The 21818-nt window shown below is 53.9% G+C and carries 23 protein-coding genes; 12 read left to right on the top strand and 11 right to left on the bottom strand.

The window, feature by feature from the left end; translation table 11 throughout:
- Positions 1–46 precede the first annotated feature (46 nt).
- Positions 47–964 carry a ribonuclease BN gene (gene rbn / locus NA389_RS19710; RefSeq protein WP_000419099.1) on the bottom strand — a complete coding sequence of 306 codons (918 nt, stop codon included), beginning with the start codon at positions 962–964 and terminating at the stop codon, positions 47–49.
- A gap of 60 nt (positions 965–1024) precedes the next feature.
- Here rbn and NA389_RS19705 point away from each other — a divergent pair, with 60 nt between their 5' ends.
- The 9 genes from NA389_RS19705 to pmrD all read left to right on the top strand — a co-directional run bounded on the left by NA389_RS19705 (position 1025) and on the right by pmrD (position 9306).
- Entirely contained in the window at positions 1025–1486 is a 462-nt protein-coding gene (locus tag NA389_RS19705) for a GNAT family N-acetyltransferase (RefSeq protein WP_000568155.1), read from the top strand.
- A gap of 54 nt (positions 1487–1540) precedes the next feature.
- Complete coding sequence (gene elaB / locus NA389_RS19700; protein ID WP_001522308.1) at positions 1541–1846, top strand: stress response protein ElaB; 306 nt, start codon at positions 1541–1543, stop codon at positions 1844–1846.
- A gap of 100 nt (positions 1847–1946) precedes the next feature.
- Positions 1947–3242, top strand: coding sequence for an isochorismate synthase MenF (gene menF / locus NA389_RS19695; RefSeq protein WP_000555675.1), 1296 nt, complete (start codon positions 1947–1949; stop codon positions 3240–3242).
- 85 nt (positions 3243–3327) lie between these two features.
- The gene (gene menD, locus NA389_RS19690; protein WP_000116395.1) at positions 3328–4998 is read left to right on the top strand and encodes a 2-succinyl-5-enolpyruvyl-6-hydroxy-3-cyclohexene-1-carboxylic-acid synthase; all 1671 of its coding nucleotides are present in this window, start codon (positions 3328–3330) and stop codon (positions 4996–4998) included.
- Positions 4995–5753, top strand: coding sequence for a 2-succinyl-6-hydroxy-2,4-cyclohexadiene-1-carboxylate synthase (gene menH / locus NA389_RS19685; protein WP_000979134.1), 759 nt, complete (start codon positions 4995–4997; stop codon positions 5751–5753). Before menD ends, menH begins: the two co-directional genes overlap by 4 nt.
- A 14-nt stretch (positions 5754–5767) precedes the next feature.
- Complete coding sequence (gene menB, locus NA389_RS19680; RefSeq protein WP_000640013.1) at positions 5768–6625, top strand: 1,4-dihydroxy-2-naphthoyl-CoA synthase; 858 nt, start codon at positions 5768–5770, stop codon at positions 6623–6625.
- Complete coding sequence (menC, locus tag NA389_RS19675) at positions 6625–7587, top strand: o-succinylbenzoate synthase (protein WP_001255564.1); 963 nt, start codon at positions 6625–6627, stop codon at positions 7585–7587. Before menB ends, menC begins: the two co-directional genes overlap by 1 nt.
- Positions 7584–8951, top strand: coding sequence for an o-succinylbenzoate--CoA ligase (gene menE / locus NA389_RS19670; RefSeq protein WP_000144653.1), 1368 nt, complete (start codon positions 7584–7586; stop codon positions 8949–8951). The genes menC and menE overlap by 4 nt, the downstream gene beginning before the upstream one ends.
- 97 nt (positions 8952–9048) lie before the next feature.
- The gene (gene pmrD, locus NA389_RS19665; RefSeq protein ID WP_000455132.1) at positions 9049–9306 is read left to right on the top strand and encodes a signal transduction protein PmrD; all 258 of its coding nucleotides are present in this window, start codon (positions 9049–9051) and stop codon (positions 9304–9306) included.
- Here the strand turns inward: pmrD and arnF are convergent.
- Genes arnF through arnB form a run of 7 tightly spaced genes read right to left on the bottom strand, consistent with a single transcriptional unit; the run spans position 9301 to position 16653 of the window.
- The gene (gene arnF, locus NA389_RS19660; protein ID WP_000538694.1) at positions 9301–9678 is read right to left on the bottom strand and encodes a 4-amino-4-deoxy-L-arabinose-phosphoundecaprenol flippase subunit ArnF; all 378 of its coding nucleotides are present in this window, start codon (positions 9676–9678) and stop codon (positions 9301–9303) included. The two genes, pmrD and arnF, sit on opposite strands and share 6 nt — an antisense overlap.
- A complete protein-coding gene (arnE, locus tag NA389_RS19655; protein ID WP_000580688.1) occupies positions 9678–10013 on the bottom strand; it encodes a 4-amino-4-deoxy-L-arabinose-phosphoundecaprenol flippase subunit ArnE in 336 nt (111 codons plus the stop codon). The genes arnF and arnE overlap by 1 nt, the downstream gene beginning before the upstream one ends.
- Positions 10010–11656 carry a lipid IV(A) 4-amino-4-deoxy-L-arabinosyltransferase gene (arnT, locus tag NA389_RS19650; protein WP_000978057.1) on the bottom strand — a complete coding sequence of 549 codons (1647 nt, stop codon included), beginning with the start codon at positions 11654–11656 and terminating at the stop codon, positions 10010–10012. The genes arnE and arnT overlap by 4 nt, the downstream gene beginning before the upstream one ends.
- Entirely contained in the window at positions 11653–12552 is a 900-nt protein-coding gene (arnD, locus tag NA389_RS19645; RefSeq protein ID WP_000169760.1) for a 4-deoxy-4-formamido-L-arabinose-phosphoundecaprenol deformylase, read from the bottom strand. The genes arnT and arnD overlap by 4 nt, the downstream gene beginning before the upstream one ends.
- Entirely contained in the window at positions 12549–14531 is a 1983-nt protein-coding gene (arnA, locus tag NA389_RS19640) for a bifunctional UDP-4-amino-4-deoxy-L-arabinose formyltransferase/UDP-glucuronic acid oxidase ArnA (protein ID WP_000648762.1), read from the bottom strand. The genes arnD and arnA overlap by 4 nt, the downstream gene beginning before the upstream one ends.
- Positions 14528–15511 (bottom strand): undecaprenyl-phosphate 4-deoxy-4-formamido-L-arabinose transferase, encoded by a 984-nt coding sequence (arnC, locus tag NA389_RS19635; protein WP_000458893.1) that lies wholly within the window; start codon positions 15509–15511, stop codon positions 14528–14530. Before arnC ends, arnA begins: the two co-directional genes overlap by 4 nt.
- A 2-nt stretch (positions 15512–15513) precedes the next feature.
- Positions 15514–16653 carry a UDP-4-amino-4-deoxy-L-arabinose aminotransferase gene (gene arnB, locus NA389_RS19630; RefSeq protein WP_001279306.1) on the bottom strand — a complete coding sequence of 380 codons (1140 nt, stop codon included), beginning with the start codon at positions 16651–16653 and terminating at the stop codon, positions 15514–15516.
- Positions 16654–16951: 298 nt separating this feature from the next.
- Here arnB and pmrG point away from each other — a divergent pair, with 298 nt between their 5' ends.
- Entirely contained in the window at positions 16952–17557 is a 606-nt protein-coding gene (gene pmrG, locus NA389_RS19625) for a lipopolysaccharide core heptose(II)-phosphate phosphatase PmrG (protein ID WP_000879257.1), read from the top strand.
- Positions 17558–17602: 45 nt separating this feature from the next.
- Here pmrG and nudI read toward each other — a convergent pair whose 3' ends face one another.
- Positions 17603–18028: a nucleoside triphosphatase NudI gene (nudI, locus tag NA389_RS19620; protein ID WP_001249896.1), complete on the bottom strand. Its 426-nt coding sequence runs from the start codon at positions 18026–18028 to the stop codon at positions 17603–17605.
- Positions 18029–18306: 278 nt separating this feature from the next.
- Between nudI and NA389_RS19615 the strand changes: the two genes are divergently transcribed.
- Both NA389_RS19615 and NA389_RS19610 read left to right on the top strand, forming a co-directional pair.
- Positions 18307–18849, top strand: coding sequence for a YfaZ family outer membrane protein (locus tag NA389_RS19615; RefSeq protein ID WP_001562414.1), 543 nt, complete (start codon positions 18307–18309; stop codon positions 18847–18849).
- A gap of 114 nt (positions 18850–18963) precedes the next feature.
- A complete protein-coding gene (locus tag NA389_RS19610; RefSeq protein ID WP_000935684.1) occupies positions 18964–20160 on the top strand; it encodes a nicotinamide mononucleotide deamidase-related protein YfaY in 1197 nt (398 codons plus the stop codon).
- 221 nt (positions 20161–20381) lie between these two features.
- On the opposite strand, the gene sseL is transcribed toward NA389_RS19610, so the two are convergent.
- Positions 20382–21404: an SPI-2 type III secretion system effector deubiquitinase SseL gene (gene sseL / locus NA389_RS19605; protein WP_001017730.1), complete on the bottom strand. Its 1023-nt coding sequence runs from the start codon at positions 21402–21404 to the stop codon at positions 20382–20384.
- 352 nt (positions 21405–21756) lie between these two features.
- The coding region (locus NA389_RS19600; protein WP_071528444.1) for an IS1 family transposase at positions 21757–21818 on the bottom strand (62 nt) is incomplete at its 5' end.

Here is a 21818-nt window from a genome sequence, read left to right as displayed (position 1 = left end):
CCTGCCTTTTTTAGTGTTATCGGCAATGAGGACAAAAAATGGAGCGCTAAACCGGGAAAACAGAAAAATCGTAAGCCAGTTCCGTCGCCGGGAAAATAGCGCGGCATTCCGCCAGTAAGCGCTGACAGCCTTTATCGTCATAGCGTGAGCTAATATGGGTCATGATCAGCCGACCGACGTCAGCTTCCCGCGCCAGCGTCGCGGTTTGACGGGTGGAGCTGTGTCCGCGAGCGTTGGCTTTCTCCTCCATTGACGCATCCAGCGTGGTTTCATGTACCATCACATCCACGCCTTGCGCCAGCGCGAGGGCGGCCTCGCAGGGCGCGGTATCGCCGAAAATCGCCACTGATTTCCCGGCCACGGCGGGAGCAAGGTAGTCGGCGCCATTGATCTGCCTTCCATCGGCAAGCGTGACGGTTTTTCCTGCCTTCAACGCCTGAAATAGCGGGCCGGGCGTAACGCCTGCGGCTTTTAACGCCCTGGCATTCAGCGCGCCAGGCTTGTCATGTTCAACAACGCGATATCCGTAGCACTCCAGTGGATGCTCCAGCCTGAACGCGGTCACTTTACGCAGACCGTCGTCAAGAATATCTCCTGCGCTAATTTCTTCAATTTGCAACGGAAAATCGGTCCATGAACCGCTAAGGCGCAGTGTGGTTGCAATAAACTCACGCACGCCTTGAGGCCCGTATACGGTTAGCGGATAAGGATTCCCCGCCATCGACCGGCTGCATAGCAGACCCGGCAGGCCAAACAGATGATCTCCGTGAAGATGGCTGATAAAAATGCGCTCAAGCTTACCGGGATGAAACGCGGTATTAAGCATTTGATGCTGTGTCCCTTCGCCGCAATCAAAAAGCCACACTCCCGGCTGCGTTGGATGTTGCAGATGTAATAAAATTGCCGTTACATTGCGTGAGCGCGTGGGAACGCCTGCGGACGTACCTAAAAAAATTAATTCCATCTTGTCCATACACGTTTGGTTATCGTTTAACCCAAGATTACCACAACACAGGAGCGCATCATGATTGACTGGCAGGATCTCCACCATAGCGAACTTACCGTTCCTCAACTTTACGCGTTACTCAAATTGCGCTGCGCGGTCTTTGTGGTAGAACAGCGCTGTCCTTACCTGGATGTGGATGGCGATGATTTAGTCGGCGACAATCGGCATATTCTGGGCTGGCATCAGGATGAGCTGGTGGCGTATGCGAGGATTCTGAAAAGCGATAACGAATCAGACCCGGTTGTTATTGGCCGGGTGATCGTCAGCGATGCCTGGCGAGGGGCGAAACTGGGCCAGCAATTAATGGCGAAAACGCTGGAATCTTGTGGGCGGCACTGGCCGGATAAGCCGCTATATCTGGGGGCGCAGGCGCATCTGCAACCTTTTTATGCGCGGTTTGGTTTTATTCCGGTCACCGATGTTTATGACGAAGATGGCATTCCGCACCGGGGAATGGCGCGGGAGGTTCATCAGGCATAAACCGAAACCGTTGACTATAGTTAGGAGCAGGTGTTAACACAACGGAGAATGAGAATGTCATATCAATTTGGTGAATCACGTGTTGATGATGATCTGACTTTGCTCAGCGAAACGCTGGAAGAGGTTTTACGTTCCTCAGGCGATCCCGCCGATCAAAAATACATTGAGCTGAAAGCCCGCGCGGAACAAGCGCTGGAAGAGGTGAAAAACCGCGTAAGCCATGCGTCGGATAGCTATTATTACCGGGCAAAGCAGGCCGTTTATAAAGCGGATGACTACGTTCATGAAAAACCCTGGCAGGGTATTGGCGTAGGCGCGGCGGTAGGACTGGTACTTGGACTGCTGCTGGCGCGGCGCTAAATCCCCCCACTGAACAGAATTGCAACCCTCCCTAAATGAGGTACTGCTTTTTTAGGGCAGTACCCCGTATAATGTGGGGTTTTTAACAGGGAGGGTCCGCGTGCATTCTATTACTACTGCGCTGGAAAATCTGACGCGTCAGCTATCGCAAGAGATACCGGCGACGCCAGGGCTTTGCGTTTTCGATGCGCCTTTCCCTTTAAACGATGCCTTCGATGCATTGAGCTGGCTGGCCAGCCAGTCATCCTTTCCGCAATTCTACTGGCAACAGCGCAATGGCGACGAAGAAGCTGCCGTTCTCGGGGCAATCACCGTCTTTTCATCGCTCGATCTGGCGCAACGGTTTTTACGTCAGCACGCGCAGCCTGACCTGCGTATTTGGGGGCTGAATGCGTTCGAGCCGAAAGAGGGCTACTTATTGCTGCCGCGGCTGGAGTGGCGACGTAGCGGTGGTACGGCGACCTTACGCTTACATCTGCACAGTGACGTTTCGCTACGCGATGATGCGCGCCAGGCGAAAGCGTTTCTCGCTTCTCTGGTCGGTATTAAGCCTGTTCCGGCGCTGCGCCTTTCGCTCACGAGCGAACAGCACTGGCCGGACAAAGACGGTTGGGTGAAGCTGATTCAGCAGGCCACCCACACCATTGCGCAAGAGGCGTTTGATAAAGTTGTGCTGGCGCGGGCCACCGACTTACAATTCTCCCGTCCGGTCAATGCCGCCGCGATGATGGCGTCCAGTCGTCGTTTAAATCTCAACTGCTACCACTTTTTTATGGCCTTTTCCGCCGATACCGCCTTTCTGGGATCATCGCCGGAGCGGCTCTGGCGGCGGCGTGAAACGGCGCTACGTACCGAAGCTCTGGCCGGGACGGTGGCGAACCATCCGGATAACCATAAAGCCTGGCAGCTTGGCGAATGGTTAATGAAAGACGATAAAAACCAGCGAGAAAATATGCTGGTTGTCGAAGACATCTGCCAGCGACTGCAAAACTGCACCCACTCGCTGGATGTGCTGCCGCCGCAGGTGCTCAGACTGCGCAAGGTACAGCATTTGCGCCGCTGTATCTGGACGGCGCTTAATCAGGCGGACGACACGCTCTGCCTGCACCAGTTACAGCCTACCGCAGCGGTCGCGGGGATCCCTCGTGAACCCGCGCGTTGTTTTATAGAACAACATGAGCCGTTCGAACGTGAATGGTATGCCGGGTCGGCAGGCTATCTCTCCACGCGGCAAAGTGAGTTTTGCGTGACGTTACGTTCAGCCAAAGTGACGGCCAATGTGGTGCGATTGTATGCCGGCGCGGGAATCGTCCGCGGCTCCGATCCGGAACAGGAATGGCAGGAAATAGATAATAAAGCGGCCGGGTTACGTACCTTATTGCAGATGGATGTGTAATGAGTCACATATTCCCGACCCATATCAATAATCCATTTTTGCAGCTCTTTATACTTAGTCCCAATGATTGATACCGGACAAACTCATGTCAGTAAGTGCATTTAACCGGCGCTGGGCGGCGGTCATCCTGGAAGCCTTAACCCGTCATGGCGTCAGGCATGTTTGTATCGCCCCTGGTTCCCGTTCCACGCCGCTCACGTTGGCGGCGGCAGAGAATCCTGCTTTTATCCACCATACGCACTTTGATGAGCGTGGGCTTGGTCATCTGGCGTTAGGGCTGGCGAAAGTCAGCCAACAGCCTGTTGCCGTTATTGTCACTTCAGGTACTGCCGTGGCGAACCTCTATCCGGCGTTGATTGAGGCGGGTCTGACGGGCGAGAAGCTCATTTTACTTACCGCCGATCGCCCGCCGGAGCTGATTGACTGCGGCGCCAACCAGGCGATCCGTCAGGCGGGGATGTTTGCCTCGCACCCCTCCCAAACTCTGTCGTTGCCGCGTCCCACGCAGGATATTCCGGCGCGCTGGCTGGTGTCGACCATCGATAATGCGCTCGCCATGCTTCATGCGGGCGCGCTGCACATTAATTGTCCTTTTGCCGAACCGCTGTATGGCGATATGAATGACACCGGTCTGGTCTGGCAGCAGCGTCTCGGCGACTGGTGGCAGGATGAAAAACCCTGGCTGCGCGAAGCGCGTCGACTGGAAAGCGACAAACAGCGCGACTGGTTCTTCTGGCGACAAAAACGCGGCGTTGTCGTCGCCGGGCGTATGAGCGCGGAAGAAGGCAAAAAAGTGGCGCAGTGGGCGCAAACTCTGGGATGGCCATTAATTGGCGACGTATTGTCGCAAACCGGGCAGCCGCTGCCGTGCGCCGACCTGTGGCTCGGCAACGCCAAAGCGGTGACCGAACTGCAGCAGGCGCAGATTGTCGTCCAGCTTGGCAGTAGCCTTACCGGAAAACGCTTACTGCAATGGCAGGCAACCTGCGAGCCGGAAGAGTATTGGGTAATCGACAATATTGAAGGTCGTCTGGACCCGGCGCACCATCGTGGACGCAGACTGGTAGCGAAAATCGCCGACTGGCTGGAGATGCATCCGGCGGAAAAACGTAAACCATGGTGTGTAGAGATCCCGCGTCTGGCGGAACTGGCGTGGCAACGGGTGGTCGCGCAGCGAGACACCTTTGGCGAAGCGCAGCTGGCGCACCGTATCCGCGATTATTTGCCGGAGCAGGGGCAATTGTTCGTGGGCAATAGTCTGGTGGTGCGTCTGATCGACGCGCTGTCACAGTTGCCGGCCGGCTATCCGGTATACAGCAATCGCGGAGCGAGCGGCATTGACGGCCTGCTTTCCACGGCGGCGGGCGTGCAGCGCGCCAGCGCCAAATCGACGTTGGCTATCGTCGGCGATTTATCCGCGCTGTACGATCTTAACGCGCTGGCGTTACTACGTCAGGTATCCGCGCCGTTTGTGTTGATTGTGGTCAACAATAACGGCGGGCAGATCTTTTCCCTGCTGCCGACGCCGCAAAGTAAGCGTGAGCGCTTTTATCTGATGCCGCAAAACGTCCATTTTGACCATGCGGCCGCCATGTTTAACCTGCGCTATCATCGCCCGGAAAACTGGGAAGAACTGGAATCTGCGCTGGCTGGCGCGTGGCGAACCCCGGCGACGACGGTGATCGAGCTGGTGGTAAACGATACGGACGGCGCGCAGACGTTGCAGCAACTTTTGGCTCAGGTAAGCCATCTATGATGTTGCACGCGCAGCACATGCCCGGACAGCCTGGGGCGCCCTCGCTGGTTTTCCTGCACGGTTTTTCTGGCGATTGCCGTGAATGGCAGCCGGTTGGTGAACAGTTTCACGGCTGTTCGCGGCTCTATATTGACTTACCGGGACATGGCGGATCTGCGGCTATTCCGGTCGGCGGATTTGCCGATGTCATCAGATTGCTGCGCGCTACGTTAATTAGTTACAACATCCTAAAGTTTTGGTTGGTGGGATACTCCCTTGGCGGCCGGGTGGCGATGATGGCAGCCTGCCAGGGAATACCAGGCCTGTGCGGCCTGGTGGTCGAAGGCGGTCATCCGGGGCTGCAAAATGAACAGGCGCGCGCTGAAAGACGATTGTCCGACGGGCGCTGGGCAGAGCGTTTTCGTCGTGAACCCCTGACTGAGGTTTTTCACGACTGGTATCAGCAGCCGGTGTTCGCCTCGCTGACGGCGCAGCAAAGGCAGGCGCTGACGGCGCTGCGTAGCCAGAATAACGGCGAAACGCTGGCTGCGATGCTGGAGGCGACATCGCTTGCCGCCCAGCCGGATTTACGCGAGGCGCTCAACGCGCTGGCATTTCCGTTTTATTATTTATGTGGCGAACGCGACAGCAAATTCCGCGCCCTGGCGCAGGAAGTGGCGGCGACATGCCATGTTATTCGTAACGCCGGACACAACGCGCATCGGGAAAACCCCGCTGGCGTGGTAGACAGTCTGGCTCAGATTCTGCGTCTCTGACTAAAGGACACACTATGATCTATCCTGATGAAACAATGCTTTACGCACCGGTAGAATGGCACGACTGCTCGGAGGGTTACACCGACATTCGTTATGAAAAATCCACCGACGGTATTGCAAAAATCACCATTAATCGTCCGCAGGTGCGCAATGCATTTCGTCCGTTGACCGTCAAAGAGATGATTCAGGCGCTGGCGGATGCCCGTTACGACGACAACGTGGGCGTGATTATTCTGACCGGCGAAGGCGATAAAGCGTTTTGCGCGGGCGGCGACCAGAAGGTGCGCGGCGATTACGGCGGTTATCAGGATGACTCCGGCGTGCATCACCTGAACGTGCTGGATTTCCAGCGCCAGATTCGTACCTGTCCAAAACCGGTTGTCGCGATGGTCGCGGGTTACTCCATCGGCGGTGGGCATGTGCTGCACATGATGTGCGACCTGACCATCGCGGCGGAAAACGCCATCTTCGGCCAGACCGGTCCGAAAGTCGGCTCCTTTGACGGCGGCTGGGGCGCTTCGTATATGGCGCGTATCGTTGGTCAGAAGAAAGCGCGTGAAATCTGGTTCCTGTGCCGCCAGTACGATGCGCAACAGGCGCTGGACATGGGGCTGGTTAACACTGTCGTTCCGCTGGCGGACCTGGAAAAAGAGACCGTGCGCTGGTGTCGCGAAATGTTGCAAAACAGTCCGATGGCGCTGCGTTGCCTGAAAGCGGCGCTGAATGCCGATTGTGACGGTCAGGCCGGGCTGCAGGAGCTGGCGGGCAACGCTACCATGCTGTTCTACATGACCGAAGAAGGGCAGGAAGGCCGTAACGCCTTTAACCAGAAGCGTCAGCCTGACTTCAGCAAATTCAAACGGAACCCATAATGCGTAGCGCGCAGGTATACCGCTGGCAGATCCCCATGGACGCGGGGGTGGTTCTGCGCGACAGGCGGTTAAAAACTCGCGACGGGCTGTATGTTTGTCTGCGTGACGGCGAGCGTGAAGGGTGGGGAGAGATCTCTCCGCTGCCGGGGTTCAGTCAGGAAACGTGGGAAGAGGCGCAGACGGCGCTCCTGACATGGGTGAACGACTGGCTTCAGGGGAGCGAGGGATTACCGGAGATGCCTTCGGTCGCGTTTGGCGCAAGCTGCGCGCTGGCGGAACTGACTGGCGTCTTGCCGGAGGCGGCGGACTATCGCGCCGCGCCGTTATGCACTGGCGATCCTGACGATTTGGTGCTGCGGCTTGCCGATATGCCCGGTGAGAAAATCGCTAAGGTCAAAGTGGGTCTCTATGAAGCGGTACGTGACGGCATGGTGGTTAATTTGCTGCTGGAGGCGATCCCGGATCTGCATCTGCGTCTGGATGCGAATCGCGCCTGGACGCCGCTAAAAGCCCAACAGTTCGCAAAGTATGTTAATCCGGACTACCGCGCTCGTATCGCCTTTCTCGAAGAACCGTGTAAGACGCGGGATGATTCCCGCGCCTTTACCCGTGAAACCGGCATCGCGATTGCCTGGGACGAAAGTCTGCGCGAAGCGGATTTCACCTTTGAAGCCGAAGAGGGCGTCAGGGCTGTGGTTATCAAACCTACGCTGACCGGATCGCTTGATAAAGTGCGTGAGCAAGTCGCTGCCGCCCATGCGTTGGGACTGACGGCGGTCATCAGCTCTTCGATCGAGTCCAGCCTCGGCCTGACGCAACTGGCGCGGATTGCCGCCTGGTTGACGCCGGGAACGCTGCCCGGACTGGATACCTTGCATCTGATGCAGGCGCAACAGGTTCGCCCCTGGCCCGGTAGCGCGTTGCCTTGTCTGAAGCGTGATGAGCTGGAACGACTGTTATGACATTCACGGACTGGCCGTGGCGCCACTGGCGTCAGGTTCGCAGTCAGGCGCCCGCTCTGCGCCTGAACGATGAAGTGCTAAGCTGGCGCGCCCTCTGTGAGCGTATTGATGCGCTGGCGGATGGGTTTGCCGCGCAGGGCGTACGGGAGGGCGACGGTGTCCTGCTGCGCGCCGGGAATCAGCCGCGCACTCTGTTGGCATGGCTTGCGCTGATGCAGTGCGGCGCGCGGGTTCTGCCCGTCAACCCGCAGTTGCCCCAGACGTTGCTGGAGGCGCTGTTACCGGAGTTAACGCTGCGTTTTGCGCTGACACTGGAAGGCGAAAACGTATTTTCCGGGTTAACCGCGTTGCAGATACAAAAGAGTACAGCGGCGTATGCCGTGGCCTGGCAACCGCAGCGTCTGGTTTCTATGACGCTGACATCGGGTTCCACAGGATTGCCAAAAGCGGCTGTACATACGTGCCAGGCGCATCTTGCCAGCGCGCAGGGGGTGCTTTCGCTAATGCCGTTTGGCCCTCAGGATGACTGGCTGCTATCGCTGCCGCTGTTTCATGTATCCGGGCAGGGTATTATGTGGCGTTGGCTCTTCGCCGGGGCGCGCATGACGGTACGCGATAAGCAACCGCTGGAGCAGATGCTGGCAGGGTGTACTCATGCTTCGCTGGTGCCGACGCAGCTATGGCGGTTGCTGGCGAATCGGGCGGCGGTGACGCTAAAAGCCGTTTTGCTCGGCGGCGCGGTGATTCCGGTTGAACTCACCGACCAGGCCAGCAAACAAGGGATTCGCTGCTGGTGCGGGTATGGGCTCACGGAGTTCGCGTCTACGGTATGCGCCAAAGAGGCCGATGGTTCGGATGATGTGGGCGCGCCGCTCCCCGGCAGAGAGATCAGAATCGTCGATAATGAAGTCTGGCTGCGTGCCGCCAGTATGGCAGAAGGTTACTGGCGTGATGGCAAGCTGATCCCGCTGGTTAATGACGAGGGCTGGTTTGCCACGCGCGATCGCGGCGAGCTGAACCACGGCAGGCTAACCATCGCCGGGCGGCTGGACAACCTGTTCTTTAGCGGCGGCGAAGGCATTCAGCCGGAGGAAGTCGAACGCGTTATTAACGCGCATCCGCTGGTGCAACAAGCCTTCGTCGTGCCGGTAGAAGATAAAGAGTTTGGTCATCGTCCCGTTGCGGTTGTGGAGTATGCATCGCAGGCCGGAGACGTGAACCTCGCTGAATGGGTCCGTGATAAGCTGGCGCGTTTTCAGCAGCCGGTTCGCTGGCTAACGCTGCCGTCAGAACTGAAAAACGGAGGGATTAAAATATCTCGCCGTGCGCTCCAGCAGTGGGTGTGTGAGAGCTGTAAAAATTAATGTTAGGTTAATATACAACCATTCCATCGCTATTGCCGTTTTGTTTATCCGTTGATGTGTAACGTGTTATGAACAATCAGCGTGAAACGGGGGCGCTATGGAATGGTTGGTTAAGAAATCGCATTATGTCAAAAAGAGGGCGTGCCATGTTCTGGTGCTGTGCGATAGCGGCGGTTCGCTAAAAATGATCGCCGAGGCGAATTCCATGATATTACTGAGTCCCGGCGATATCCTGTCGCCTTTACAGGATGCGCAGTATTGTATTAATCGGGAAAAACACCAGACCTTAAAAATCGTTGATGCACGCTGTTATTCCTGCGACGAATGGCAGCGGTTGACGCGCAAGCCTTCATGATCTGGCGGGCAGAAAAATCAGCATTACCCCCGCCATAATACACAATACGCCGAGCATCGCTTTTAGGCTGAAGGCGCCTTGCAAACCGGGTAACAGCATTGAGGCTACCCAGACAAGCACATAGCTGAGACTCAGCAGCGCATAGGCTTTGCTGAGCGCGAGCGTGTGTAATGTTTTCTGCCAGCAGAAGACGGAAACCAGATACCCCGCCAAACCGGCGAATAGCGCCAGGGTCGCGGCATTAAATGCGCCCAGTCCGGAAATAAACGCCAGTGGATGCGCTATCGATGGCAGCCGCATCATGGCGAATCCTAAACTCAACTGGGCGAGGGAGGCAATCGCAACGCTTATCAGTCCCCACATTACGCCCATTATGCCGCACTCCCCAGAATGATAATGCCGCTGATAATCAATGCGACGCCCAACCAGTGGCGGGGCGGAACCTGTTCATGCCAGATTTTCCATGCCGCCAACGTGACCCAGACAAAATTCAGACTCAACATCGGGTAAGCAATTCCCACCGGCAGGGTTTGTAGCACCAGCAGCCACAGCACCATCGCTGCACCCATGCATATCAGCGCTAGGCCCAGCCACAGCATCAGGTGGCGGCGGCGTCCGCCTGTCGTCAATGGCCGTGTCGCTTGCTTCTGGCAGAGCTGACCGCCAACGCTGAGCAGACTGGCAAGCACCAGAACGACGCCGATCATTTAGGCCGATACTGAATTAACACCAGACGCCCCTGATAATCAATATTGTCCGCAGGGGGAAGGGAAAGAGCGCTGATGTCTTCATCTTTGGCTATTGAAAGTACTAGCGTAATAATGCCCTCCTGACGATGCTGGTTGAGCCAGGCGTTAAAATCGTCGGCTTTAACGAATTTATCCTGCACATCAGGATAGCTAAGACCATACCTGAGTTCGCCCGCGTGTCCGTAGAGCATAATATCGTCTCGTTTCAGACTCCAGGCCAGCCCGGCGGCGACGCCCACGTTGTCGACAAGAATATAGCGGCTTGATGCCAAAGGCGCCTGGGTCATTTCGACAAAAAACTGTGGCTGTTTGGACTCCATCACCCTGTCGGGGACGGAAAAGCCGAACAGCAGCGCCAGTCCCAGCGGACAAAACGCGGGTAATAGGTATTTTTGGCTATGACAGAGGCTATACCAGCCCACAAACGCCCAAACAGTAAAGACGCCCCAGACGCAAAAAACTTTATAGGTTTCGATATGCGTCCACACCGGCGATTTCATCGGGCCCCATGAGGAGACGACAAACGCTGCGACGATCCCGACTAACCCGAACACCAGGTTGATCCCGCCGTTGACACGTAGCGCGGCGACGCCTTCTTTTACGTTATGCAGGACGAAGCGCGCCATGAGTATCGCTATCGGTGCGAAACAGGAAAGAACATAGGTAGGCAGTTTCCCTTTCGCAATGCTGAAAAAGAGAAGCGGCATGATCGTCCATCCGAGCAAATAGAATGCGCCGTTTCGCTCGCGCCAGCCCAGTTTAAGCGCGCCAGGCAGTAACCCCAGCCACGGTAAACTTCCCGCGAGCAGTACCGGCAGATAGTACCAGAAAGGGGCTTTATGCTGGGCATCGCTCATGGCGAATCGCTGGATATGCTCCACCCAGAAAAAGTAATGCCAGAAATCGGCTTCGCGTCGCGCAATGGCGATCGCCCAGGGAAGGACAACCACAAAGCAGCTCAAGACCGCCAGCCAGCCGTAAAGCAAAAAGTCCTTCCAGCGTTTCTGAACAATGACCCACGGCAACACGCTCACCACCGGTACGGCCAGGGCGAGGAAGCCTTTAGTTAATACACCCAGACCGCAGGTTGCGCCCAGTAGCAAAAACATCCCAATCTTGCCCGTTCGGGTCGTGGCCTGCATCCCCTGCCAGAAACAACACATCCCGGCCGTAAGCCAAAGGGCGATCATCGGGTCGAGTACCGCATACGTCCCGATACTGTAAACGGCAAAGAGGGAGAGAAATATAACGGAGGCGAGCAACGCGGTACGTTTATCCCGCCATAAGCGGAACGTCAGCCACGCCACCAGCGCTGCGGCCAGCAATGTCGTTAAAATAGCGCCAGCCCGCACGCCAAAATTGGTAGCGCCAAAAAGCCACTGACCCAGACTGTTTATCCAGTAACCGGCTATCGGTTTTTCAAAATAACGTAATCCCAGAAAATGCGGCACGATCCAGTCGCCAGACGCCAGCATCTCCCGACTTATTTCGGCATAGCGCGTTTCATCCGGCTGCCAGAGCAGGCGGCTATTGACAGGAATAACATAGTAGAGCGCGATAAATGCGGCGAAAGCCAGATAATAGCGTATCGATTTCATCATGAGGCGCTCGCTGCCTGTTGGCACCCCAGCCAACCTTCACGGCCAGGGATGTGTCCACGTACAATTTGCCCCAACGGCAGAGACTCAGGCGATGTCGGCAGCAGTTCGCCCAGAGGACAAAAGGTGATCCCCGCGTCACGTGCACGAACGAGCAAATCTTCAAACAGCGGCTGATGGACAATACCTTCGACTTCCGCATGGATGGTATATACCGGCGTGCCTTTGTCCTGCAACATACGGGAGATAATCCAGGTATTGAACGACTGTGCCTGAACGGCGGGGCCGATAACCTCATCCCATGTGGGTAAGGTGACGGGGATTTGCGGCGTCCCTGTCTGGCCCGGCATCAGTAGCGGACGGAATAAGGTGGTTCCACGGCAATCGCTGTTATACCGCAGGTTGAACGGTTCTTTCGCACGAACAACGCGCCCATCCGCTCGCCAGCCGGCCGCGGCTGAGCAGGTGACGGGTTTTCCGATAATGGCCTCAAGCGCCGTTATGCCGCGCGCAATATCTTCTTCAAGCTGGCGGATACTCCAGTGGCCGCTGTGAGTCTGCCACGCATGGTGATCCCAGGCGTGTAGTCCCGTCTCATGGTATGTTGCCGTTTCACGAATAATCCCGGCATTGGCGTTGCCGATATTTTTTCCCGGCCAGGCGGTACCGGCCAGCAGGATATCCCAGCCGTAGAGTGAAGCGGCGTTTGAACGTAGCATTTTCCATAAAAATCGCGGTTTTATCAGACGCCAAAGATGACGTCCCATATTGTCCGGCCCGACGCTGAAGAAAAAGCTGGCCTGAACGCCGTGGCGATGCAATGTCGCCAGCAGCCGGGGAACACCTTCACGCGTTCCTCGCAAGGTATCAACGTCAATGCGTAAACCGACTTTCGTCATGATGCGCGTTCCGCGATATCGACGCTACGCAGAAAGAAGTCCAGCGTTTCTTCAACCGTATCACGCATCGCAATAGACGGCTCCCAGTCCAGACAGCGCCTGGCATTGTCGATACTGGGTTTCCGGTGTGCGACATCCTGATAACCCTTGCCGTAATAACTACGGCTTTCGACGACCTGGAAACCGGCAAACGGTGGGAAATGGCAGCGCAGCGGATGCTTATCAAAACTGTCGAGCAACAGCGTCGCCAGTTCCTGAATACTGGCTTCGTTGTCAGGGTTGCCGATATTAATGATTTTGCCATCGCACCGATCGCCATCATTCACAATAATGCGGAATAATGCTTCGATCCCATCGCGAATATCGGTGAAACAGCGCTTCTGCTGACCGCCGTCGATAAGCTTGATCGGCGTCCCTTCTACCAGGTTCAGAATCAACTGCGTTATCGCGCGTGAACTGCCGATACGCGCCGCGTTCAGGCTATCCAGCCGCGGCCCCATCCAGTTAAAGGGACGGAAAAGCGTGAAGCGCAATCCCTCTTTTTCGCCATAAGCCCAAATCACCCGATCGAGAAGCTGTTTGGAAACGGAGTAAATCCAGCGTGGCTTATTCACCGGCCCGACGATCAGATTCGATTTGTCCTCGTCAAAAGAGGCGTCCGTACACATGCCGTACACTTCAGAGGTAGACGGGAAAACCACGCGTTTACGGTATTTCACGCAATAACGGATAATCCGCAGGTTTTCTTCAAAATCAAGTTCAAAGACGCGCAGCGGGTTGCGGGTGTATTCAATCGGGGTAGCAATCGCTACCAGCGGCAGTACGACATCGCATTTTTTGACATGATATTCGATCCATTCTGAGTGGATGCTGATATCTCCCTCCACGAAATGAAAGCGAGGGTGGAGCAGGAATCGGCTAATGGCGTTGCTGCCGATATCCATACCGTAGACCTCGTAATTCTCTTCATTCAGTAACCGTTCGGTCAAATGATTGCCGATAAAACCGTTGACGCCGAGGATGAGAACGCGAATGCGACGTTTACCGCTGGTCGCTGGTGGACGGTTCAAACGCGCGCCCGCCACCAGACCAAGCGTCTGTGCAAGCTGCGAGCCCTGTACAGTAATACCGTCTCCGGCCTGGCCGGTAATAATCTCCAGCGCGCCATCGGCGCAGGCGACCCGCAGCGGAGAGACCGAAATTACCGAGCCGGGAAGCGCGCCCTGCGCATCCGGACAAATTCGGGAAGACCAGATAGTGAATTTTTGCGAGCCGTTATAGCTGAACGCGCCGGGCCAGGGGGCGGCTACCGCCCGCACCAGGTTATGCACCGTGGAAACCGGTTTGTGCCAGTCGATAAGGCCATCTTCCGGCCTGCGGCGACCATAATATGTAGCGTCAGACTCTCGCTGGGGAACAGAAGGTATATCGCCGCATTTCATGGTGGGCAGGATGCTATTAAGCAACTGGCGCGCGGCCTGACATAGCTTATGATGCAGGGTAAGCGCAACATCGTCCTGCGCAATAGCGACGCGTTGACTGGCGACAATCTCTCCGGCGTCGGCACGTTTGACCATACGATGTAGCGTTACGCCCGTTTCGCTTTCGCCGTTAACCAGAACCCAGTTTAGCGGCGCACGGCCACGATAGGCAGGCAATAGAGAACCGTGCAGATTGAACGCGCCAGCCGGGGCGAGGTGCAGAATTTCTTCGCTTAACAGGTTACGGTAATAGAACGAAAAAATAATATCCGGCGCAAGTTCAGCGATGCGGTCGACCCAGATAGGATGATTTACGTTATCCGGCGCATAAACCGGAATACCTAATTCTGCCGCCAGCCGGGAGACGGAGCCAAAAAAGGTGTTTTCCGCAGGATTATCGGCATGAGTGAAAATCGCGGCAATCTCATACCCGGCATCCAGTACGGCTTGCACGCCCTGACATCCCATATCGTGATAGGCAAAAATAACGGCTTTCATTGGTGACTTTCCTCAGTAAACGGCGTGCTTTCCGGGTAGATAACTTGTTGAACAAAATAGCGGGGGCGGGCGCGGACATCGTTATAAATGCGACCGATGTATTCGCCCAGCAGTCCCATACCGATGAATTGCGCGCCGATGAAGGTAAACAGGACGGCAAAGAGCATAAATACGCCTTCCGCCGCCCACTGCGGCCCCAGCGCCAGGCGAAGTACAATAAGCAATACCGACAGGCTAAACCCGCCGATGGCGATAACGCTGCCCAGCAGGCTCAACAGGCGCAGCGGCGTCGTCGTCAGGCAGGTCACCAGGTCATACATCAGGTTAATGAGACGCATAAAACTGTATTTAGAGTCGCCAAATTCACGTTCAGCGTGATGCACCGGGATCTCGGTAGCCCGACGAGCGAAAATGTTGGCCAGAATAGGGATAAAGGTGCTGCGTTCATGGCAGCGCAACATGGTATCGATAATAGGGCGGCGATAGGCGCGTAACATGCAGCCGTAATCGCCCATCGCTTTGCCCGTTGTGCGCTGGATCAGCAGATTAATGATTTTTGACGCCGATTTGCGAAACAGGCTGTCCTGTCGGTTCTGTCGCACGGTGCCTACCACATCGAACCCTTCATCGGCTTTCGCCACCAGACGTGGGATCTCTTCCGGCGGGTTTTGCAGATCGGCATCCAGCGTAATGATAAGATCGCCGCTTACATGGCTAAACCCCGCCATAATCGCTGCATGTTGACCGTAGTTACGGTTGAGTAAAATAGAGATGATATGGCTATCGGCCTCCTGGGACGCCTTAACCATCAGCTCCGCCGAGCTATCGCTGCTACCATCATCTATCAATAAAATCTCCCACGCTTTGCCCAGACTCTCGCAGGCGGTGGTGGTGCGTCTTATCAATTCCGGCAGGCTTTCCTGTTCGTTATAGACAGGAATAACCACCGAGACTTTTTTTATGGGGGCGGCGTCAAACATGCTTATTGTCCTGCTATCTGATGAAGGGCGGTAATGACCCGATCAAAGTCACTCTCGGTCATGTCCGGGAAGAGCGGCAGTGAGCAGATCCGCTCGCTGTTCCACTCGGTGTCAGGCAGCGTGAGCGTTGGGAAACGTTCGCGATAATATTTTTGCGTATGCGCGGCGCGGAAATGCAGCCCTGTGCCGATGCCTTTCGTTTTCAGCGATGCCATCAGAGCATCCCGGGTAATACCGCAGCGGGCTTCATCGACCCGGATAATGAATAAATGCCAGGCGTGAATATGCTCCCACGACGGAAGGCTCAGAGGCTGAAAAGGCAGGTCTGCCATTGCCTGGTGGTACTGCGCTGCGATGGCGGCGCGGCGAGCGTTAAGCGCATCCAGTTTCTGTAACTGGGCAAGCGCGATAGCGGCGTTGAGGTCGGGCAAATTATATTTGTAGCCCGGCGCCAGGACTTCCGCTTGTGGCGCGCGTCCTCCGCTCTGTCGATCCCAGGCATCAACGCCAAGCCCGTGAAACTTGAGACTGCGCAGTTTATTGGCGAATTGCGGGTTATCCGTGACGACGATACCGCCTTCAGCGCAGGTAATGTTCTTAATGGCGTGGAAGGAGAAAATCGCGGTGCCCCGGGTGCCAATGTGGCGACCTTTGTAGCTGGTTCCTGTCGCGTGCGCCGCGTCTTCAATCACCGGAATGCCATAACGCTCGCCAAGAGCGTAAATAGCGTCCAGATCGGCGGGCGCGCCAGCGTAGTGGACGGGGATAATTGCTTTGGTTTGTGGCGTAATCGCGGCTTCAATATGTTCAGGCGTGACCATCAGCGTATCGCGATCGACATCGACCATGACGGGGTTCGCGCCGAGTAAAACGATCATATTTAGCGTAGAAACCCACGTCATTGACGGTGTAATGACCTCGTCGCCTTCACCAATGCCCTGCGCCATCAACGCGATGTGCATACCGGCAGTGGCTGAACTGACGGCAACGGCATATTGATTGCCTGTTAGCCGACAAAACTCCGCTTCCAGTTCCTGATTTTTCGGGCCGGTTGTTATCCAACCTGAGTCCAGTACGGTCTTAACGGCAGCGAGCTCTTCCGCGCCCATCGCCGGACGAGAGAAAGGCAAAAAGTCCGACATCATTTTTCCTTCAGCTATTGAAAGCCGCTTTTCAAATATTTCGGGAATAGAAAAGGGCTTATTTTTTAACGCATTTAACTGAACCCTACTGGATGAATATTAAATTAACATTAAGAAATTAAGGTGAAGTAAAAAGATAATTTTTAACGGAATTATGCTTTGCTTTCGCCGAAAGTTTAAGGCATTTTATGCATGCCCAAAAGCTGTTTTTATGTTTCTGGCCTGGTCTTCCGTTGCGGAATTTCATTTTAATCGTATTGCTATTAAGTTAGCTGCACTGTCTGCCTGAGAGGTTAATGTGCTGGCATTTACCCTACGCTTTATTAAAAACAAACGCTATCTCGCGACTCTGGCGGGGGCGTTGGTTATTATCGCCGGGTTGACCTCACAACATGCCTGGAGTGGTAACGGTCTACCGCAGATTAACGGTAAAGCGCTGGCGGCGCTGGCGAAACAGCATCCGGTAGTCGTGTTATTCCGCCATGCCGAGCGGTGCGATCGTTCCGATAATACCTGCCTGTCAGACAGCACGGGGATTACGGTCAACGGTGCGCAAGACGCCAGAGCGCTGGGTAAAGCCTTTAGTGCCGATATACAAAATTACAATCTCTATTCCAGTAATACGGTGCGCACCATCCAGTCGGCAACCTGGTTTTCTGCGGGCAGGTCGCTTACGGTGGATAAAAAAATGATGGATTGCGGCAGCGGTATTTATGCTTCAATCAATACGTTGCTGAAAAAGTCGCAGAATAAAAATATAGTCATTTTTACCCATAATCATTGTTTGACGTATATTGCAAAAAATAAGCGCGGCGTAAAGTTTGATCCGGACTATCTTGATGCGCTCGTTATGCATGCGGAAAACGGAAAACTCTTTTTAGATGGTGAATTTGTTCCCGGCTAGCCGGCATGTTAAAAGCGTAAAGACAGCCTGAAGCGGCTGTCGTCATTATAATAACCCTTTCAATGCTAATGTGTGGCGTGTCGCTACATTCAAATCATACAGCGCCAGTTCTTCTGGCTTGACCCAGGCGTAGTCCTGAAATTCGTCGTTAATACATATATCGCGATTAGCGGAAACACAGTCGAAGATGAGATAAATCATATAAATCTCTTCTTGTCTGCCATCAGCGTACGTTTTAACACGGATATCGTCGCGGAAGGTCCATGGCGTAATATCGCTCAGAATCAGTTGTTCGCCGAGTTCTTCCCGAATCTCCCGACGCAGCGCCTCTTCAATGTGTTCGCCTGGCTCGACCCCACCGCCCGACAGCGCCCACTGACCGGGAAAGACGCCGCGGTTGTCGGCCATTTTGCACAGCAGATAACAGCCATCATTTTGAATTAATGGGCAAACTATAGTTCGTTGACGCATAAGTCGCTTCCTTAAACCACTAGGTCATCAGCTTAACAAATCATTGTGCGAAATTCTTTGTGAAAAATGGAAGCGATAACGCAGACTGCGTTTTTGGTTAATTTTGTTGATGCAGGCGTCGCCATGTGATGGCGCAATGATGCGTCATGGCGAAAGTAGTATTTCGTTACAATATGTTTTTGGAATGGTTTCTTAGTGCATTGATTCCTCAGCGTCTGGCAGTACAATTCTGCCGTTTTGGGGAGTTTTTCTTTATGTGCTTGCTGGAAAGGGTAAAAATGAAAAAAAGCATATTATTAGGTTTTGCCGGAATGCTGTTCGTTTCTGCATCGGCGCAGGCTATCAGTATTAGCGGCCAGGCGGGCGAAGATTACACCAACATTGGCGTGGGTTTTGGTACGGAATCGACGGGACTGGCGCTAAGCGGTAACTGGATGCACAACGATGATGATGGCGATGCTGCGGGCGTGGGTCTGGGGCTGAACATTCCGGTGGGACCGCTGCTGGCGACGGTCGGCGGTAAAGGTATTTATACCAATCCGAAAGACAGTGATGAAGGCTATGCGGCGGCTGTCGGCGGTGGGTTACAATGGAAAATCGGCGACAGCTTCCGTCTGTTCGGCGAGTATTATTATTCACCAGATTCGCTGTCCAGCGGTATCGAAAGTTATGAAGAAGCGAATGCAGGCGCGCGTTTCACCATTATGCGCCCGCTGAGCATTGAAGCCGGTTATCGTTACCTGAACCTGGCGGGTAAAGACGGCAACCGCGATAATGCGATTGCTGACGGCCCTTATGTTGGCGTAAACGCCAGCTTTTGATGCTAACGGCGCGGCAATCGTCGCGCCATATTCCTCCTTTTCCCGTCATTCTTCTTTCCACGTCATATTCGTCTTTGCGTTATAGTGTTTTCATCATAAGAGCAGGAGAACACAATGCTAAATGTGGAAATGCTATCCACCGGGGATGAGGTGTTGCACGGACAAATCGTTGACACCAATGCCGCCTGGCTGGCTGATTTTTTCTTTCATCAGGGCGTTCCGTTATCACGGCGAAATACGGTAGGCGATAACCTGGACAGTCTGGTCGCTATCTTGCGTGAACGCAGTCAACATGCTGATGTTTTGATTGTTAATGGCGGGTTAGGGCCGACCAGCGATGATTTAAGCGCGCTCGCCGCGGCAACGGCAAAAGGCGAAGGATTAGTACTGCACCAGGCGTGGCTGACCGAAATGGAACGTTACTTTCAGCAGCGCGGTCGTGTGATGGCGCCGAGCAACCGTAAACAGGCGGAACTGCCTGCCAGCGCGGAGTTTATTAATAATCCGGTCGGCACTGCCTGTGGATTTGCGCTACAGCTCAACCGCTGCCTGATGTTTTTCACCCCCGGCGTACCGTCTGAATTTAAGGTTATGGTGGAGAAGGAAATCTTACCGCGGTTACGCGCGCGTTTTTCGCTGCCGGAGCCGCCGCTTTGCCTGCGGTTAACGACTTTTGGACGTTCAGAAAGTGACCTCGCGCAGCGTCTCGATTCACTGCCGTTGCCGCCCGGCGTGACGATGGGGTATCGCTCATCAATGCCTATCATTGAACTGAAGTTGACCGGCCCGGCGACGCAACGGGAGGCGATGCTGGCGTTATGGCCAGAGGTCAAACGGGTTGCCGGGCAGAACCTGATTTTTGAAGGTACGGAAAACCTGCCGGCGCAAATAGCCCGCCGCCTGCAGGAAAGGCAGTTGAGTCTGACGTTGAGCGAGCAATACACCAGCGGCTTACTGGCGCTACAGCTTTCTCGCGCCGGGGCGCCTGTTCTTGCCAGCGAAGTCGTTCCTTCTCAGGAAGAGACGCTGGCGCAAACGGCGCACTGGACGACAGAACGGCGCAGCAATCATTATGCCGGTCTGGCGCTGGCCGTGTCGGGGCTGGAAAACGAACATCTTAATTTCGCGCTGGCGACGCCGGATGGCACGTATGCCTTACGCGTGCGTTTTAGCGCCAATCGGTATAGTCTGGCAATACGTCAGGAGGTCTGCGCGATGATGGCGCTAAATATGCTGCGCCGCTGGCTTAATGGCGAGGACATTACCAGCGAGCATGGCTGGATAGACGTGGTTGAATCATTGACGGCATAGAACTTTTAGTGGGAAGGCCTGGCCTTCCCACCCTTATATACTTATAAACTCTTCGCAGAGCATCATTTCAGGATAAGAGCCTATCCCACCAGGCGTAATTGTGGGGCCGGCCAGCGCGCAGAAACCGGAGCGTACACGTAGTACGTGAGGATTTTGAGCACTGCCCGGTCCCAAAATGGCGAATAAAATAGCCTAATGGGATAGGCTCTAAGTACTCACCATTACTGGAGACTGTATTCATATATTTGTCGCCGGGTTTGGGTGTTAAATAGTGTTTGTTCCTCTACTGAAAGCGTTAAGAACTTTTCCGCAAAATCTCGTAGTGTGGTAGCAGGATCGTTTTGTCCGGCATTCGATAAGAGTTGAATTGTATGGTAACAAAATAGACCACAGCCGTTGGGTACATTATTTTGTAAATTCATTTCGATAAAATTAACATCATCGCTTTCTGATATGCCTGCAATTGTTGCTGCTTCTATAATCTCTTGCTTAGTATTTTCATTTAAATCATGATAAGTATTAAATATAAGGCATTTTATTTTTTCTGCAAGTTTATAAAATAAACAGATAAGCCAGTGATCTCCTGTATTTATCAGAAAGACTTCATTTTCAGATAATCCTGATTGAGCCATCTTTTCAAGTAGCAGAGTGCTTAATATATTTTCTTTGGTGGTAGGATGAATAAGCCCAATAGGATAGTTTACCGAGAGAAAAGGTGATTCTTGAACCAGGCCTTGCGTTGCAGCTGCCAGCTCATCTGACGACAACATTCGCGCACTACACCAAAGATTTTCAACTCCTACCTGTTCTTGATCTGTCTGAGCGAACTGGTCGCCCATAATTTTATGTGCTATTTCTATTTTTTTAGAAAGGTCGGTTGTCGCGGAACCGGCCATATAAAGTAATCTGGAAGGGGCATGTAGCTTTTTCCACTCAGTATTATTTTTTGTTATATCGTTATTGGCGATTTGATGTAATACAAGGCAAGCCTGATTGATTTTTTTGTCTATATCTGGTGATCCCGATCTTTTTCCGCTAAAGAGATCAAAAAGTAATTTCTCAACTTTATGTCCCAGGTCATCGTTGCGTAACGCAAGATTGCATAACAGATCAATACAATTCTGATTACCATTCTCTACTTCGCCAATCAACAACGCAAGCGTCTCATCGCTCACCTCTTCTGCATATAAACTGTGAAATTGCGGTGTGCTCAATCGGTAAAGTGAATTTACACATATATTCATTTTGCTCTGTTTCCTGGTAGGTGAAAGTAGCGAATATGATGTAATTTATAATTATTTGTAAAAATATTATTGTTAGTGGGGGATATATTAAATCAGGCATAGACCTGATTTTATTATTATTCACATAACATTCAATTATTATTGGGATATTCAGTTATCCCCCCTATTTAAAGGGGGCTGGTAACGCGTCGATACAAGAGATATTGCTCTATAAACAGTAACGTCGTTATCTGTCATGCCACCGTGGGTTAGCGGTCATGGTTAACCAAATAGGGCAGGTTATTGCAAAGAGACATCCGCGTTTATACCCAAAATAATCCGTAGCCAACACATAAGCGGTAATGACTCCAACTTATTGATAGTGTTTTATGTTCAGATAATGCCCGATGACTTTGTCATGCAGCTCCACCGATT

Origin of the sequence: Salmonella sp. NW645 (assembly GCF_051703725.1) — a bacterium.
Classification (GTDB): Bacteria; Pseudomonadota; Gammaproteobacteria; order Enterobacterales; family Enterobacteriaceae; genus Salmonella; species Salmonella enterica.
The sequence above is the reverse complement of the archived record's forward strand: the minus strand, read 5'-3'. Positions and strand labels throughout refer to the sequence as shown.